This is a genomic window from Kordiimonas sp. (assembly GCF_048260245.1).
Lineage (GTDB): Bacteria > Pseudomonadota > Alphaproteobacteria > Sphingomonadales > Kordiimonadaceae > Kordiimonas.
In genome coordinates, this window is the sequence record NZ_JBLXGZ010000040.1 from 1 (window position 1) to 16072 (window position 16072).

The window sequence follows — 16072 nt, forward strand, 5'->3', positions numbered from 1 at the left end:
AAAAACATAGTCAAGAAGCAGATCCTTTACTGTTTCATACTGTCATATACCCATTGTGAATGCACCACGGCACCACACTTTCTCAACTTGTTATTATATAGGGTGTTTTTGCAAAATATCAACCTTGAATCAGCAGGTTATAGATGCGCTGTTACCTTAACAGGTACACTCATTAACAGCTAAAAATAAGGTACCCTTGTGGCAAAAACAGTCACCTCAAGTCACGGCGACCACCTGCTTATATGCCAGCCGGGGCCGCCTTTTTGGCAGCCCCGCATGATAGCACGCAGGCGGTGCGCCCGGTTCAGATGATATGATAGCCCTTCAAAAGCCCCAGTACGCAGGCGATCAGGATGACAAGCCAGGTGAGGATGGTGCCCCAGAAGCGGTAGGGGTTGCGGCCTTCGAACTTGCCGAAGGTCAGCCCATGCATCAGGCGACCGAGCACAAAAGCCGCGCCCAGCACTATGACAATGATCGGTGTCAGGCCCTGATACTCCAGCAGTCCCAAAAGGATAAGCGCCATGGGGGCGAATTCGATCAGGTTGCCGTGGGCGCGAATGGCGTGGGCCAACTGGTCATCACCGCCATCTCCGATCGACACTTTCGCCCGACCACGATGTTTTGATACATTGAATGAAAGATAAATCAGAAGCAGGCCCAAAAAGCTTGCTGTGATAAGTGTGATTGTCATATGCCCTCCCCAAGGTTATGCCGCTCTTGCATCGCGCGGCGTCATCAATAAAGTGGGTGGGATACGCCATATGGTCAAGGGGATTGAAGGTGCGCGACCGTTTCAGAGACTGGAATTTGCTGCATAAATCGGTGGTGGCCGTGCTGGCGGCGCTGTTTGTCTCCCTTGTTTTCCGGCTCATCCTGGTGATTGACGCCGGGTTTGAGCTGACGCACGAGGTGGTGCTGCCTTACGCTGCGCCTGAAGTCTGGGCTTTTGTCAGCGATGACGAGAACCGGGTGCGCTGGCAGGCTGAGCTGGTGGACGCTCAGCGCCTGAAGGGCGACATGGCACAATCCGGTTCCACGCGGCTTTTGTTCTGGAAGCGCGGCTACAAGAACTGGCACGCGGTGGAGAAAACGACCGAAGTGTTGCCCGAGCGGCTTTTTGCCAGCATTCAGGAATCAGACAAGGACCAGCGCTGGTACCGTCTTGAACTGTCACCGGAGGGGCCATGTGAAACCCGTGTTTTAGTGCGTGAAGTTATTCGGCCCAAAAGCTATAATAATCGCTTCTGGTTCTTTCGTGAGGAAGAAGTACATGACGCGCGCTGGGAAGCGTCGTTTGCCGCGTTGGGTCGCTGGCTGGATCGGACAGCCGGACAAAATTGTACGGCACGTTAGGCGGTGAAGGCACGGGGGCTGGCATGCCTTCAACCTTGGCAAATATGCTGCACAGTCACTGCACGGATCCTGCTCACTTTTGGCCTGAAAACCGGTTTTTCCTGCACATATCCTGCACAGAAATCCGGGTGTTTATGCACCGCTTGACGGGTCTTCGAGGCTTGACAGAATGGGCAGGCTCGGCTTGGCAGGTCAGGCGTTATCGACGGCGAAGTCAGTGAATTCCCATTCGTCGATATTTTCCATCTCGGCCATGAAAAGGTTTTCCGCCGCGACAACCGCTTCCTCTTCAGACCCCGCTTCCACCTCCGTCACCCAATAAAAGGTGCCGTGGGGCAAGCTTGCTTGCAGGGTGACTTTCTTGCGGGCCATTGCGGTTTCCTTTGTCTGGCGTGGTTTGCAGTGGTTGGTGGCCACGGTCTAGCATGAAGAAAAGCTGTCTGCAATCAACAGCGCACCGGGCCAACTTCCTCTTGTAAACAGCTGAATGTTTACAGAGCGTTAAAGCCCTTTGGCATGCCCGCATATCAGACGGGAGAGATTTTTTCACCGCGCAAAAAGGCGTCATTCAGGTCCAGGATATAATCGGTCGGATGCCGGCGGATCGGCTGGAACATCCTGCGGGCGCGGGTCACAAAATGACGGCGGCTTTCATATACTTTAAAGGCGTGCGGCGCTTCGGGCAGGGCCTTGAGCTGGGCTTTGTAGTGGTCAAAATCCGGCGGGTCAAAAAGGATGGCCGCTGTCGTCAACTTGTTGAAATGATAGTATTTTATGTTTCCGCTCCAGGGTGCGCCCTTCGCGTCCCGGTAGATGTGGCCGATCTCGACATCCTCGATCAACTGGCAGGAACCGCCCGACAGCCAGCTTTTGATGCTCACCAGCGCCTCCTCCCCGCCATAGCGGTGCAGGCCGCGATAGCCGCCGATGCCCAGGAAATACGCTCGCCGGGAGGCATAGTTGCCGCCCAGAATGCAGGGGATGTATGAGGTGCCGCTTACCGCCAGGCTGTTTGTATTCCACTTTGGTTGCAGGGACTTGTTGAAATCCTCCGCTTTGAAGACAAGGCTGGCACCGTGGCCGACCACCCCGCCTTCATACAGGCCGCCGCGCTGCAGTGGCCGGCTGCGGGTGCAGTATAGTGCATTGGGATCATTGTCGATAATGTCATTGATGATCCGGTGCCAGCCGTCGGCATAGAAGCGCATGTGCGAATCGAGGAAGATGATATTTTCCGTTTTGGCCCAGCTTGCACCCTTGTGACGTGCGTGCGCCGGGCCGATCTGTTCTTCATTCAACAGGTAGCGGCAGCCGTAGCGGTCAGCCACGCTTTCATAGTCCAACCCGTCGGTTGAGGCGTCATTGATCAGGAGGATATCAACAGCGTCGCCGCAGGTTTCGCGGATGCCGCGCGCGGTATTCTCTACTTCCTCGCCCTCATTGGCGAAGCAGATAACAGCTGTCAGTTTTGGCATTGTCATCGCGGCAGACCCATGGTTCAGTGGCCTGAAACCATAGCGAGGTGGCACCCCGAAAGCTACCACCTAACTGTTTTAACGGGCTTTTTTAAAGCGAACGGCCGATCAGTTCTTTCATGATTTCCGACGTGCCACCATAGATGCGCTGCACCCTGCTGTCGGTGAAATGATGCGCGATTTCATATTCCGCCATAAAACCGTAGCCGCCATGAAGCTGCACGCAGGTGTCCACCACGCGGCCCTGCATCTCGGTGGTCCACAACTTGGACATGGCGCCGCCCACGGCGTCCAGTTCGCCTTTTACATGGCGGGCGAGGCACTGGTCGATAAAGGCCCAGCCGACATCGATTTCGGTTTTCATTTCCGCCAGCTTGAAGCGGGTGTTCTGGAAGGCGGAGATCGGGCGGCCAAAGGCCTGGCGCTCCTTGACATACTCAAGCGTGATATCAAAGGCGCGCTGGGCCCCGGCCATAGCTATTACGCCGATGGACAATCGCTCTTGTGGCAACTGCTGCATCAGATACATGAAGCCCGCGCCTTCATGCCCGATGAGGTTGGTGGCGGGCACGCGCACTTCGTCAAAGAACATCTCGGAGGTGTCGGACGAGTGCTGGCCGATCTTGTCAAGGTTGCGGCCGCGGCGGAAACCTTCGCGGTCGCACTCGACGACGATGAGGCTGACACCTTTGGCACCTTCCTTGGGGTCGGTTTTGCAGGCAACGATGACAAAATCACAGTTCTGCCCGTTGGAAATGAAGGTCTTTGAGCCATTGACGACATAATGATTGCCGTCAAGCTTGGCGGTGGTCTTGATGCCCTGCAGGTCGCTGCCGGTGCCGGGTTCGGTCATGGCGATCGCGCCGACCATCTCACCCGTTGCCATCTTGGGCAGGATGCGCTCCTTCATGTCATCCGAGCCGTAATGCAACAGATAGGGCGCCACGATGTCAGAATGTACGGCAAGCCCCGCGCCGCCACCCCGGTTATAGACCTGTTCTTCGTTGATGATGCAGTTCAGGCGGTAGTCACCGCCCACGCCGCCAAATTCCTCGGGCAGTTGCGGACACAAAAGCCCGGCTTCCCCGCATTTGTCCCAGAACGCGCGCGGAACCTGTCCGGCCTTTGCCCAGGCTTCCCCGTTTGGCGTGGCTTCTGCCTGAAAAAATTTGCGAACGGCATCCCTGAAAATATGATGCTCTTCATCATAAACGGCGCGACGTGCCAGCATGATCATCCCCCTTTTATATGAACCTTTGACATGAAGATGGGGCGGTGGGTGGGGGCTGTCAAACTTTTATGGACGCATGCGTCCATTATTGTCTTGCCGCTCAGGGAAAGCAAAGAGAAAGGGGCCCTGAAGCCCCTTGTATAAGCGTAAAAACAGGCCGCAGGCAGCGATGATGCCGCCAGTTGCGGTTAGCTGTCTTGCCGGCGGTAAGACCGAATAGCCTCATTGAGCTTGACCTGCAGATCACGGCGGTGGTTATGCAGGCCGGTCAGATCCTCATCCCAGCGCAACTTCTGTTCCTTTGTCAGATAAGGCAGAATGGTGGGCGCGCGTTGATCCATGCAGCTCAGATATTCATCTACTTTTTTGGAATAGGTCAGCACGGCGTCGCGGGCAGTGCGGATATCATCGGCATCGGCGCGGCTGCCGTCCGGTACCGGAGGCTGAGCCATCGGTGGTTCGCCACAGTCCAGCGCGCTGGCGGGCAGGCTGCCAACAAGCGCCGCAGCAAATACAAAAGACAGTCGTTTCATCATGGGTGCACAAGTCCTTATTCTGGTGCGGTACATTTGGCCGGGGCCAAGCGCCAACTATTATACAAAATTCCGCCAGCCGGGCAAACAGGACAAATTGCCATATGTCCAGAAGGTCAGGGAGCACAAGGGGGGAACCTTTTGCGCGCCCTGACAAGCACCTTCTATTCAGATTTAGCCGTTTTTTTGGCAGCAGCTTTTTTGGCAGCAGCTTTTTTCGGCGCAGCTTTTTTCGGTGCGGCTTTTTTTGCAGCGGGTTTCTTTTTGTCTTTGGCCGCCTTGGCTTTGCCATCGTCAGATGTTGCTTCGTCTTTGGCCTCGGGCTTCGCGTCTGTGGTGGTGTCGTTGGCTGCGGCGGTTTGGGCCTCGGCCGTGACTTGTGCGGTTTGTTGTGCCTCAGCGGCGCGGCGGCGGGCTTCGGCATCTGCCTTGGCCTGTTCCGGGAACATCTGGGCGTAAACCGTGTTCACGCGTTTTGCTACGTCCGTCAGGGCGTTGGCGACAGCCTGTAGGTTATAAGCGACCCCCCGGTACCAGTAAACGCGGTTAGCAGGGTTATAAGCCCGGTAAACACATTCGTCTTTAATGTCGCCGTCCCCCACCTGGGATGGGTCGCCGACAAGATCAAAGATGACCTGCTGACCTTTGGTCTGGTTGACCCATTCTTCGAATTTTTCGTCGGCACGCTCCCACAGTTCGCAAAGGCGCCGGTCGTTGAGGGGATGTTTTTCCCCCAGGCCGAGAACCTTCCGCAAAGCCTCACCGCGGGATCGGGCCCGGGCACGTGTCGGCCACAAGAGCGAGGCAATCTGGCTGCCGGGAATCAGGATGCTTTGGCCGCCATAAAGGATACCGGCACCAGCCTGATTAGCCATCGCCTGATTGAAAATGCTGAAAGAGGCTTCCGCGTGCAGGCACTGGTTGCGCAGTTCGTGAATGTAAATCGCGAGCGTATTATTATCCATGTCAACTTTTCGCTTTATCTTGAGTTATTCTTATTTTGTGTTCCTCCGGGTGGCCCCCCTTTGGCACCGTTGCCTGTCTGCAAGGTCGCAGCCAGCGTGGCGGAACACATTCCATGTGGCCTGAGCGATAGCACAGGCAGACCGGGTGTTCCAGCACTCAATCCACGCTTTTTTCGCTTGGCTATTGCCAGACCGGCGGCGCCCGGCGTAAATTGTCTCTGGGTGTAACAGAATGGGTGCATAAATGGCGGATGCTGCATTTGCCATGCAGTCGCGTGCTGCGACGTCAATCTCACGGAATGACCGTGCACAGGGCAATGGTGCCCTGACGCGACCTTCAGGTGCGCCGGAAAACCGTGGCGGGGACTTCTCGCGCGGGCTTGACGGAGCCGCCAATTTGGCCGGGGCAAGCCTTGCACCTGCTGCGGCCAAGGCCCAGCAACCCGCTGGGCGCGGGCTTTTGTCTACCGGTGTGCAGTTTATCCTTGCCGAGACGCGAACGCAGGAAGCCGGGGCGCCGTTGCCGCCGCCATCCAGCCTTGGGCGTGCACGGGACAGTTATCTTACGACACAGGCAAGCGTGCGTGAAACCATAGCGATCAACCGGTCCTTTAACGCGCCACAGCAAGGTGTGCAATCAGGCGGTGCCCAGGTGTACCAGCGGGCAGCACTGCAACCTGTGACTGAAGCAACCGGTGTGTCACCGGAACCTGGTCTTCAGGCTGCCGGGCGCCCCAGCGCGTCAGAGCAGTTTGATGATGAATTTGACAGCCAATATTATTAAGCCCGGCTTCTGCTGTTACCGAGAACGTCAAGGCAACATTGCGGGGCAACACCGCGGGGTAACACCTGTGGGCCACACTTCAGGGTAGGCGGATGGCAGGTGCATCAGCGGGCGAGGCGGGATTCGATCATGCGGAGCCAGCGTGTGACGCGTTCTTCATGCTCTTCGGCGGCGCTGTCGCCGACAGGTGTGCGGCTATAGACCATCAGCGCGCTTGAATAGCCGTCAATGTCCCTGATCTGAACGGTTATGACTGAAGGCAGGCTCTCACCCGGAAGGCGTTCGGTGAAGTCGAACTGATTGTTTGCCGGATCAAAGCGGAAAGTGCGCACAGTGGGCATGTTGTCAGCAAAGTCGACAATGGCAAGGCGCAGGGTTTGTGCTTTTGCTTCAAAACGGGGTGCCGGGCCGTCAACCTCTGCGTTTGGGCAGATGTCCCGGTCGCAGAGCAGAAAGCTGGGCTCATCAAAAGAACGCTCCAGCGTAGCAAAGTCGACCGGGGGCAAAGAACCGCCCTTGCCCCCGAACAATTTATCGCCGCCGCCCATTTGCACCATCATATAAGCGCCAATCCCCAGAAGGATGACAAAAACACTCACGCCGATGGCGGCACTGCGAAATTTTTCAAACATGGTAACCTTTTTGGCATATCCGGTTTTTGGGCTTACCCCAGGATGGAACCAAGCTGCATGGCAAGGCTCATGTCGCCTTCTACACGCAATTTACCCGTCATGAAAGCCATCTGCGGGTTAAGGTTGCCTTCTGCGATCTGGACAAAGTTGTCCATGGTAGTTTTCACCGTGCAGTCGGCTTCGGTGTCGGCATTGTCGACAACCGTTGGTGATGATTTGCCGTCGATACGGACAACGCCGTCGTCGCCGAAGTCGAATTTGATGATGGCAGAAATTGGCGAATGCGCGCCGACGCGGCCGCGGATTTCGTCAGTAATTTTTTCCAGTGACATTATGATCTCCCTGTAGGTGATGCGAATATTGGACCGTTGCGTCCAGAAATCAATCAGTTATTGCCGTCGTCCTGTTTTTCCGGGTCGGTTTTTTTCTTCAGTTTACCGACAAGGCCACCAATGCCCTTTTCAAGGGTGCCGCGTGCATCTTTAGCGATATCCTGCAGTTTGCCGGAGGCCTGCGCCTCAATCAGCGCCTTGGCGATCTGAGGCTGTAGTACATCCATGACATGGCGGGCGATCTCGCCCGGTGCAAGGCCCTTTTCGTCGGTGCCAAGGTCGCTGATGGTGAAATCAGCCAGCTTGATACGTTCATCTACATTCACTATGCCGCCTTCGCTCAGTACGGCAATCTCGGGGCCCTGTATCGTCATCTTCTTGATGGTGAGTGTGACGTTGGACGTTTCACTGGATTGGTAACCAATTGCTTTCTGCAGTGCCTGAAAATTGGTTTGTGACCCTTTACTTCGGATATCAAGCTTGGGAGCTTCCACCATGATACTATCAATGATGATATGGTCGGAAAACAGTGTATTTGTGCGGACCTTCATGTCAAAACCGTCCAGTGAGGCGATGGAGCCGTCGCCAAAACCTTCTGGCTGGCCGATAGACAGCCCATTGACACCAATGGTGCCGGAGAAGGGAGAAAGGCTTATGCTATTGACGCCAACCGGAACCTTGAGGACCTCAGGCCCCTTGGTCTCAACGCCAGTCTTGACCAGGGTATCGAGCTTATAATAGGCGAAGGCGCCCCCGCCGACCACAAGGACCAGGATAAGCAGTAAAAACTTTTTCATTTGTTTGTCTCCCTTGAACACTACCATGCGGCCATGCTTCTTTAACGACTCAGCGGCGCAAGCATGACGCCCGATCAGGGCAGTCTCGTGACAACCGCAATATTGACTGTAGTATAGGCGTCATGTGCCGTGCTTGAAAAGCTCTCCCGTGCCGAGCAAACAAAAGTCTTAACCTTGCAACGCGCTTGTGCCAGCATGGGCCCAGTTCAGGGAATGGGAAAAGGACCGACCTTTCATGTCCATCATGACGCAGATTTTGCTGCTGATATCATATGCCGTGCTTGGAATTGCGGTCACGGTTATTCCGCCCAGGGCCTTCGGTGTGCCCAGTGACTTGAGCAGCATCCTTGGCCTTTTGGTGTTTTTCGGGGCATGGCAATTTCAGATGTGGATGATTGGGGCCCGCGCGGAAAAGGAAGCTGAGGCCCGGCTCGACAGGCTGGAAGATATGGTGTTGATTCTGCGTAAGGATCTGGAACGCACGCGCCGTCATGGTGAAAAAGAGGAAGAAAAAAGCGACCAGCTCGTATCTGAGCTGAAGGTTCTGCATACGCTTCTCACCCAGGTGATGGAGCGTGAAGCCGAAGTGCGGGTGAAGCCGGGCAAAGCCAAAAAGGTTCCTGCTGAACCGCTTGAGCTGGAAGCGGAGGTTGCCGTCCAAAAAAGCAGCACCCCGGAACCCGCTGATGATCCGGTGACCGAAGAGGAAATTGCCGAGTTTGATCTGACGCCTGAGGAAGCAGCCATGGCGGTGGTTGACGAGGGCACCGACGAGGTGGAGAAGAAACATGCTGCAGATGACGGTGGGGACGCCGATGCGCTTGACGATACCCCGCCACGCCCCAAAGCCAGGCCTTCACCTCGAGGCACAGCGCGTAAAAAAGCGCCGATACGCCTGATTAAACGGGAAGATCAGTTGTTATCGGTAATGCGAAGTTCGCTGTCCGAAAATAGAGTGGATCTTTATCTGCAACCGATTGTGACATTACCGTCGCGGCGCACGGTACATTATGAATGTTTCAGCCGCGTCCGTGACGAGGAAGGCCGCATCGTGCTTCCGCGGCAATATATGAAAGTGGCGGAAAGCAAAGGGCTTATCGGCACCATCGATAATTTGCTGCTGTTCAGGCTTATCCAGCTCGTGCGCCGCATGGGCAAGCGGCGTCCTGACGTGCGCTTTTTCTGCAATATGTCGAAATATTCCATGGCGGATGATGAGTTTTTCCCGCAGTTCATCGACTTCATGACCGCGAACGAAGAATTCCGCGACCGACTGGTGTTCGAGATCGCGCAGGACGATTACATGACGCTTGAGGGCGACGTGAAAGACCGGCTTCTGACCCTTGGTCGCAAGGGCTTCGGTTTCTCGATGGATATGGTCAAGGACTTCAATCAGGACTTTGCCCTTCTGGGCGACCGCAAGTTCCAGTTTATCAAGACCGACCTGCAGGACCTGCTGGCGGCGAATCCTGAAGATGGCGATGCCGAGGCGGTTAAGTCATTTCTGCGCCGCAAGGGCATGCAGTTGATTGTCAGCCGTATCGAAGACGAAGACATGGTCCTGAAGGCGCTTGAAGCCAGGGCGGAATTCGCCCAAGGCTATCTGTTCGGGGAGCCAACCGCTGCCAACGACATGAACCGCGAGCTTTAATCTCGCGCGCTTTAATTTTAAAGAGTTATCCTATGCCAAATAGACATGCCGCCACCATTTCCCTTAGTGGTGGATTAAGCGACTTTCACACAGACCTGTCCCTGATTATCTGTGATTTGTGGGGCGTGATGCATGATGGTATCCGGCTCAACGAGGGGGCCGTTGATGCTATTGAGAAAGCTCGGGCTGCTGATATTCGTACGGTATTTCTCTCGAATGCCCCACGTCCGCGCACCCATGTCCGCGCCCTGCTGGAAAAGATGGGCATGCCGCGTGCGTTGACGGACTATATCGTCACCTCAGGTGGGCTTGCCCGCGATGAGGTGCGTGCGCGGTATCAGGGCGCGAAACTTTACCATATGGGCCCCGATAGCGATCATAATACGGTCGAAAGCCTGCCCGTGACCATGGTGAAGACCCCGGACGAGGCCGACATTATTCTCGCGACGGATCTGGACTTTTTTGACATTGAAAGCCACCGTGGCTGGCTTCAGGGCGCGGCGACAAAAGGTGTGCCTTTCCTGTGTGCCAACCCGGACCGTGTGGTGCATGTGGGCGAGAAGCTATACCTGTGCGCGGGTTCTGTTGCTGATCTCTATACCGAGATGGGCGGCGAGGTGCACTGGTTTGGCAAGCCCATGGCAAGCGCGCTTACCGCCTGCCTGCCAGAGGTAGGGCTGGCAGCCCGGGATGTGCCGCGTGAGCGTGTGATGATGATTGGCGATAGCCTGCAAACCGATATGGCCGGGGCTTATGCTGCGGGCTATCGTGGCCTGTTTATCGCAGGAGGCATTCACCGTGCCGAGTTTCCTGCGCTGACAGCGGCATCTGATGCACACGGGCAGGTGCCGGTTGAGCGGTTTCAGAATATATTCGGCGCGGGAAAGGCTGTTCCCCATGCTGTCATGGAGGCGCTTGTCTGGTGAGATGGCAAAGGTGGTTGGGTAGCGCAGCCTAGCCGAACAGGGCGTCGATATCGTCCTGGCTGACTTCCTCGCCAGCGGGTAGCTCGACTTCCTTGTCTTTTTTGGCCTTAGCCTTTTTGGCTTCTTCGGCCTTTTTAGCGGCTTCGGCTTCAGCCTTTTTCTTCTCTTCGGCTTTTTTTGCTTCGGCGGCTTCGAGGTCGGCGACCGGGTCGAAGTCTTCCTCGAACATCTGGTCCAGTTGTTTTGGATTGACGGCTTTTGGCGCCTCAGCTTTCGGAGCTGGAGCTGGAGCTGGAGCCGGTGTTGCTGCTGGCTGGGCGGCGGGCGCTGCACCTGCTGCCGCTCCCATAAGCTCATCAACGGCTGACTGGTCGATGCCTTCACCGTCAAGTGCCGGGCCGGACAGAAGGGCCTTGTCGCCGCTTGCAACTTTTTCTTCTGTCTGCTCGGCCTTGGCCTGTTCGATGTCTTCTTCAGTCACGCCCAGCAGGTTGCGAAGTTCGAGAACCCGCTTTTCAATGTGCGACAAGGTTTCAACAACCTTGGAAATGCGCTGGCCGGTAATGTCCTGGAACGAACACGCCTCAAAGATGCGCATCACCGCGTCCTGACTTTTCGCGACGTAATTGTCCGTGTCTGCAGGGTCGAGACCCATGATCTCTTCCGCAGCTTCCATGATGGTATTGGTGGCTTCTTCGGTCTGCTGCACGATGGCATCAAGCTCAAGCCCAGCGCGCGGGATGCGCGCGCTCTCAAGGTCACCGGGCTGCAGGGAAGCAATTTCCTTGCGGGCGTTTGAGATATAGTCGCTGAGCGAGCGGCATTCGCGGTAGATCGACGTGTCAATGGATTTGAAAAACACCGACATGGTGCCAATCAGCACTTCCGTCACCGATGCAACATCGGTGAGAGACAACTGCGCTGTATTTTGCTTCCGCAAACTGTCGACAAGCAGTTCTATCTGTTTGGGAAGCTGTTCGGACGCCATTAGAATTCTCCGAGCACCGCCACCAGTTTTTGTTTCAGCGTAGCAGCGTTAAACGGCTTGACGATATAGTTGTTCACGCCAGCCTTTTTTGCGGCAATCACGTTATCGGTTTTCGATTCCGCAGTCACCATGATGAAAGGAGTGGCCTTGAGCTGGTTATCAGCGCGCACCTCTTTCAAGAGCTCGTAACCGGTCATGGGTTCCATGTTCCAGTCAGAGATAATGAGACCATACTGCTTGGCGCGGGCTTTCTCCAGCGCCATTGCGCCATCGGTTGCCTCATCGACATTATTGAAGCCAAGCTGTTTCAACAGGTTGCGGACAATGCGCAACATTGTCTTGTAGTCGTCGACGATCAGGATCGGCATACCCAAATCAACGGCCATGATATTTCCTCAGTTTTATGATTTCGCACCTCAGGCACCAAACCATGGTACCGTTTCAATTCCCTTTGTCGGGACACTAGACCCGATCTAATGAAGAATTGGTTAACCCAAAGATGGCGACAATTCAAATACTTCTGACGCGCGTGCACTCGTGATAGAGAGGTTTTGTCGCCCCGTGGGCGGTCAGGCGGGGCTCTGGATGTGCTTTTGCCTGTAGGTTTTGGCAAAACAGCAGGCGCTTGGAGAAATTTATGGTCGCACAACATTTTTTTGACGATATCACGATCGGACAGCGCGAGTCGCTGGTTACAAAAGTGACGCCGGCACTGGTGGAAGCGTTTGCAGAAGTTTCCGGCGACAACAATCCGCTGCACCTTGATGCGGATTATGCCGCAACAACGCGCTTCGGTGAGCGCATTGCCCATGGTGCCTTGGGGGCCAGTTTTATTTCTGCCGTACTGGGCACAAAGCTGCCGGGCATTGGTGCGGTTTTTGTCAGCCAGAGCACCAAGTTTATTGCGCCGGTGCGCATGAACGACGAGGTGGAAGCGATCGCCGAAGTGACGGATATGATACCCGAGAAAAACCGCGTTGTTTTTGCAACGCGTTGCATGGTGGGGGATAAAATGGTGGTCGTCGGCGACGCAATCGTGTATGTCCCCAGCCGACCGAAAGCATAACAGCAGCGGCGCATTGCACGGCATTGCGCCAGTTTGACGACCGGCGATGACGAGAGGATGCTGACTTTTCCATGCGGCTTTACCGACATATCGATGAAGTGAAAACTTCGGGGCGTGGCTCGGTGGTGGCGCTGGGGAACTTTGATGGTTTCCATCGTGGTCATCAGGTAGTGATCGGGGAAGCCGGGCGGCTGGCGCGCGAGATGGGGCTGAACCTGACCGTGATGGTGACAGAGCCGCATCCTGTAAGCTTTTTTGCGCCCGGTAAACCAGCTTTTCGCCTGACGCCCTTTCGTGAGCGCGCCCAACTTCTCGACGATTTTGGCGTGGACCAGCTTCTTGTCCTGCCTTTTGATCAGGGGCTTGCAGCGATGACAGCCCAGGATTTTGTGCTGGATATCCTTGTCGGCGGACTTGGCGCCAAACATGTGTGCGTGGGCTACGACTATCGCTTCGGCAAGGGGCGGGGTGGCGGCACTGATGTGCTGGGCTGGATGGGTGAGATGGAGGGCTTCGGCCTGAGTGTCATCCGCCCTGTGACGGTCGGACTTGAAGGCTACGCCGGGGAAATATACAGCTCCACTCTTGTGCGGCAGGCGCTTCAGGCCGGTGAGGCGCGCAAGGCGGCTGCCCTTCTTGGTCACTGGTGGTCGATCAATGGCCGGGTCACGGAAGGTGACCAGCGCGGACGAACCATCGGCTTTCCAACTGCGAACGTCGAACTTGGTGAGAGTTTGCAGCCCAAGTTGGGCGTTTATGCCGTGCGCGTGCATGTCGAGGGTGACCCGCATACGTATGCCGGAGTTGCCAATGTCGGGCTAAGGCCGACCTTCGATAAACGGGATGTGCTGATGGAAGTACACCTGTTCGATTTTGATGAAAATCTATACGGCCAGCATATGCGGGTGGAACTGGTTGCGTTTTTGCGACCGGAGCAGAAGTTCTCGGGCCTTGACGCGCTGAAGCAGCAAATCGGCAAGGATTGCCGGACCGCAAAAATCGTATTGGCCGAGCCAGAGAATGCCTCCGACAGGCTCGGTCATCCTACGCTTGACCGTTATCTGGAACTTTTTCCTGAGCCGCACATCCGGGCACGGCAGAACACCTAACGCGCCTTCTCGTTGCCGCTTTTGGCAATCATGCTATGTGTCACCGTCATGTGATGCACGACGCAAAGTGACCGCAAGTCATAGGGAATATAATGGAACTGCTTTTAGATTACCATATATGGGTTAGCTTCTTAACCTTGACCGCACTTGAGATTATTCTCGGTATCGACAATGTGGTTTTCATTGCTCTTCTCGTTGGCCACCTGCCTGAAGGGCAGCGCAAGCGCGCCCGCCTTGTGGGGCTTTCTCTCGCGCTTGTCATGCGCATTCTGCTGCTGTTGGGTGTCGCATGGATTATCAGCCTGCAGGAGCCGTGGTTCACGCTGTTTGCGCATGAGCTGTCGGGCAAGGATATCCTGATGCTGTTGGGCGGCGGTTTCTTGCTCTATAAGGGGACCAACAGTATCCACGACGAAGTCACGGGTGATAAAGCCGCAGAATATAAAGCGGTGACGGGCGGAATGCTGGCGGTTATAGCCCAGGTTGTGCTGATCGACATCGTCTTTTCATTCGATTCCGTCATGACTGCCGTGGGGATGACTGACATCATCCCGGTGATTGTTGCCGCCATGACTGTGGCAATGATCGTGATGATGTTCTCCAGCGGGTATATCGCTGCGTTCATTGAACGTTTTCCGACGCTTAAAATCCTCGCACTCAGCTTCATTATGCTGATCGGCGTATTCCTCGTGGCGGAAGGGCTCGGTTTCCATGTGCCCAAGGGCTATATCTATTTCGCCATGCTCTATTCGCTGGGTGTTGAGACGTTGAATCTCATGCGCCGTAAGAGGAAGAAAGCCTGAGTCCATCAATTCCGCAAGGGTAGTCTTGCAACTTCTCATTTCAATATTTCGTATATTCGACGTATAAGGTGGCGGGGCACGATTCGGGGAGTGATGGCAACCATGTCTGATACGCGACTGGCAAAGCTGCATATTCTATTGGCCCTTGGAAACAAGCAAGCGGCTGACAGCTTAAAAAACATTTTGATGCGGCAGCGGGTAGGCGGTGTTTTCGCCCCGCTCGACAACCGGGAGGCGGTGGAGAAAATGCAAAGCCGCGCCTATAACATGGTGGTTGTCGATCAAAATTTCCCAACGCTGGGTGGCGTGGACTTTTGCCGTTTTTTACGCCTGACCAACACACCAATGGCTGTGGCGCCCATTATTATCGGCTTGCATACGCCTGATCAGCAAACAGTGCTCCAGGCGCGTGATGCGGGGGCAACCAAAATTGCAATTATGCCATTTTCCGGCACCTCGCTTTTGAAAGCGATTGAAGATGCTGCCTCTGACACACGTCCCATTGTGCAATGTACAGCCTATAACGGCCCGGACAGACGCGTACGCAAAGCGCCGCCACCCGGTGGTCGCGAGCGTCGGGCCCGCAACCCCGATATCATTTCCGATGAGATGAAGCGCCGCATTCTGGGGGGAGTTTAGCGCCTCTCCCTGGTCTTGCGTCTGTCACAAAACTGACAGCAACTTAACATCTTATCTGTCTATCGCTTGACCACCTGACATATGTGGGGTTTTTCTATGCGACATTTTAAGCGAGCGTTTCATAAAGGAGTGGGGTGTGTCTCTTGGTGAAAAAAGCGATCTGCGGGTTCTGATCGCGCTGGAAAATGGTCAGGCAGCTATTGGAGCGCGTGCTGTCTTTAAAGAGCAGCGCGCCGCACACATCGTGGTGGCGGAAGACAACCGTGTAGCGATGGAGCATATTAAAACCACACCTTTCAACCTGATCCTCCTTGAAGATACCTTTCCCGATACGGGGGGGCTTGATTTTTGCCGCTTTATTCGTTTCCAGAACGCGCCCATATCCGTGGCGCCTATCATATATGCCATTAAAGAGCCGGACCGGCAGAAAGTGATGGAAGCAAGGGACGCCGGGGTCACTACCATGCTGGCCATGCCCTTTACCACCGCCAGCCTGATCAAAAATCTGGATAGCGTACTGTCCGAGCCCAAGCTCTTTGTGCGTGTCACGGGCTATTACGGCCCTTGTCGTCGTAACAGCGCCATGCCCTTTAGTGGCCCCGACCGGCGCAAGGCACAAAAGGGTGTTTTTCCGGTTGCCAATCAGCGCAAGGTATTCAAGGGCCTGTAAGTGCCGCCATATGCCCGGTTTGTTGCGCCTTTCCGCTCGACACCCCCGATGAACATTGTTAAAAGTTCGCCCATGCACGATGCGCAGACACAAGGGTGGCTTATTGCCACGATAA

General features: G+C 55.4%; 20 protein-coding genes. 9 read left to right on the forward strand and 11 right to left on the reverse strand.

All coding sequences use genetic code 11. The features are described 5' to 3' along the window. Positions 1-304 precede the first annotated feature (304 nt). Positions 305-694 carry an MAPEG family protein gene (locus ACN0VM_RS15800; RefSeq protein WP_417451862.1) on the reverse strand — a complete coding sequence of 130 codons (390 nt, stop codon included), beginning with the start codon at positions 692-694 and terminating at the stop codon, positions 305-307. Between the two features lie 89 nt (positions 695-783). Here ACN0VM_RS15800 and ACN0VM_RS15805 point away from each other — a divergent pair, with 89 nt between their 5' ends. Continuing rightward, positions 784-1356: an SRPBCC family protein gene (locus ACN0VM_RS15805; protein WP_417451863.1), complete on the forward strand. Its 573-nt coding sequence runs from the start codon at positions 784-786 to the stop codon at positions 1354-1356. Between the two features lie 192 nt (positions 1357-1548). Here ACN0VM_RS15805 and ACN0VM_RS15810 read toward each other — a convergent pair whose 3' ends face one another. The 5 genes from ACN0VM_RS15810 to ACN0VM_RS15830 form a co-directional block, all read right to left on the reverse strand. Then, positions 1549-1728 (reverse strand): hypothetical protein, encoded by a 180-nt coding sequence (locus tag ACN0VM_RS15810; protein ID WP_417451864.1) that lies wholly within the window; start codon positions 1726-1728, stop codon positions 1549-1551. A 155-nt stretch (positions 1729-1883) separates the two neighbouring features. Further along, complete coding sequence (locus tag ACN0VM_RS15815; RefSeq protein ID WP_417451865.1) at positions 1884-2837, reverse strand: glycosyltransferase; 954 nt, start codon at positions 2835-2837, stop codon at positions 1884-1886. 85 nt (positions 2838-2922) lie between these two features. Then, positions 2923-4068: an acyl-CoA dehydrogenase family protein gene (locus tag ACN0VM_RS15820; RefSeq protein WP_417451866.1), complete on the reverse strand. Its 1146-nt coding sequence runs from the start codon at positions 4066-4068 to the stop codon at positions 2923-2925. A 182-nt stretch (positions 4069-4250) separates the two neighbouring features. Beyond that, positions 4251-4598, reverse strand: a complete 348-nt coding sequence (locus tag ACN0VM_RS15825) for a hypothetical protein (protein WP_417451867.1) — start codon at positions 4596-4598, stop codon at positions 4251-4253. Between the two features lie 161 nt (positions 4599-4759). Beyond that, positions 4760-5560 carry a hypothetical protein gene (locus ACN0VM_RS15830; protein WP_417451868.1) on the reverse strand — a complete coding sequence of 267 codons (801 nt, stop codon included), beginning with the start codon at positions 5558-5560 and terminating at the stop codon, positions 4760-4762. A gap of 244 nt (positions 5561-5804) precedes the next feature. Here ACN0VM_RS15830 and ACN0VM_RS15835 point away from each other — a divergent pair, with 244 nt between their 5' ends. Then, complete coding sequence (locus tag ACN0VM_RS15835) at positions 5805-6344, forward strand: hypothetical protein (protein ID WP_417451869.1); 540 nt, start codon at positions 5805-5807, stop codon at positions 6342-6344. 104 nt (positions 6345-6448) lie between these two features. Here ACN0VM_RS15835 and ACN0VM_RS15840 read toward each other — a convergent pair whose 3' ends face one another. Genes ACN0VM_RS15840 through ACN0VM_RS15850 form a run of 3 tightly spaced genes read right to left on the reverse strand, consistent with a single transcriptional unit; the run spans position 6449 to position 8105 of the window. Then, positions 6449-6976, reverse strand: coding sequence for a hypothetical protein (locus tag ACN0VM_RS15840; protein WP_417451870.1), 528 nt, complete (start codon positions 6974-6976; stop codon positions 6449-6451). Between the two features lie 32 nt (positions 6977-7008). After that, complete coding sequence (locus tag ACN0VM_RS15845; protein WP_262691952.1) at positions 7009-7308, reverse strand: SCP2 sterol-binding domain-containing protein; 300 nt, start codon at positions 7306-7308, stop codon at positions 7009-7011. A 53-nt stretch (positions 7309-7361) separates the two neighbouring features. After that, complete coding sequence (locus ACN0VM_RS15850; RefSeq protein ID WP_417451871.1) at positions 7362-8105, reverse strand: hypothetical protein; 744 nt, start codon at positions 8103-8105, stop codon at positions 7362-7364. A gap of 235 nt (positions 8106-8340) precedes the next feature. On the opposite strand from ACN0VM_RS15850, the gene ACN0VM_RS15855 reads away from it, so the two are divergent. Both ACN0VM_RS15855 and ACN0VM_RS15860 read left to right on the forward strand, forming a co-directional pair. Continuing rightward, positions 8341-9756: an EAL domain-containing protein gene (locus ACN0VM_RS15855; protein WP_417451872.1), complete on the forward strand. Its 1416-nt coding sequence runs from the start codon at positions 8341-8343 to the stop codon at positions 9754-9756. 32 nt (positions 9757-9788) lie between these two features. Beyond that, positions 9789-10682 (forward strand): TIGR01459 family HAD-type hydrolase, encoded by an 894-nt coding sequence (locus tag ACN0VM_RS15860; protein ID WP_417451873.1) that lies wholly within the window; start codon positions 9789-9791, stop codon positions 10680-10682. A 28-nt stretch (positions 10683-10710) separates the two neighbouring features. Here ACN0VM_RS15860 and ACN0VM_RS15865 read toward each other — a convergent pair whose 3' ends face one another. Further along, positions 10711-11670, reverse strand: a complete 960-nt coding sequence (locus tag ACN0VM_RS15865) for a protein phosphatase CheZ (protein WP_417451874.1) — start codon at positions 11668-11670, stop codon at positions 10711-10713. Next, entirely contained in the window at positions 11670-12056 is a 387-nt protein-coding gene (locus ACN0VM_RS15870; RefSeq protein WP_262691947.1) for a response regulator, read from the reverse strand. Before ACN0VM_RS15870 ends, ACN0VM_RS15865 begins: the two co-directional genes overlap by 1 nt. A gap of 251 nt (positions 12057-12307) precedes the next feature. Here ACN0VM_RS15870 and ACN0VM_RS15875 point away from each other — a divergent pair, with 251 nt between their 5' ends. The 5 genes from ACN0VM_RS15875 (at position 12308) to ACN0VM_RS15895 (ending at position 15957) form a co-directional block, all read left to right on the forward strand. Continuing rightward, on the forward strand, positions 12308-12736 hold the full coding sequence (locus ACN0VM_RS15875) for a MaoC family dehydratase (RefSeq protein WP_417451875.1): 429 nt from the start codon (positions 12308-12310) through the stop codon (positions 12734-12736). Positions 12737-12807: 71 nt separating this feature from the next. Further along, complete coding sequence (locus ACN0VM_RS15880) at positions 12808-13845, forward strand: bifunctional riboflavin kinase/FAD synthetase (RefSeq protein WP_417451876.1); 1038 nt, start codon at positions 12808-12810, stop codon at positions 13843-13845. A 92-nt stretch (positions 13846-13937) separates the two neighbouring features. Continuing rightward, positions 13938-14648 (forward strand): TerC family protein, encoded by a 711-nt coding sequence (locus tag ACN0VM_RS15885; RefSeq protein ID WP_417451877.1) that lies wholly within the window; start codon positions 13938-13940, stop codon positions 14646-14648. A gap of 102 nt (positions 14649-14750) precedes the next feature. Next, positions 14751-15287 (forward strand): response regulator, encoded by a 537-nt coding sequence (locus tag ACN0VM_RS15890; protein WP_417451878.1) that lies wholly within the window; start codon positions 14751-14753, stop codon positions 15285-15287. A 136-nt stretch (positions 15288-15423) separates the two neighbouring features. After that, on the forward strand, positions 15424-15957 hold the full coding sequence (locus tag ACN0VM_RS15895) for a response regulator (protein ID WP_417451879.1): 534 nt from the start codon (positions 15424-15426) through the stop codon (positions 15955-15957). The last annotated feature ends 115 nt before the right edge of the window (positions 15958-16072 follow it).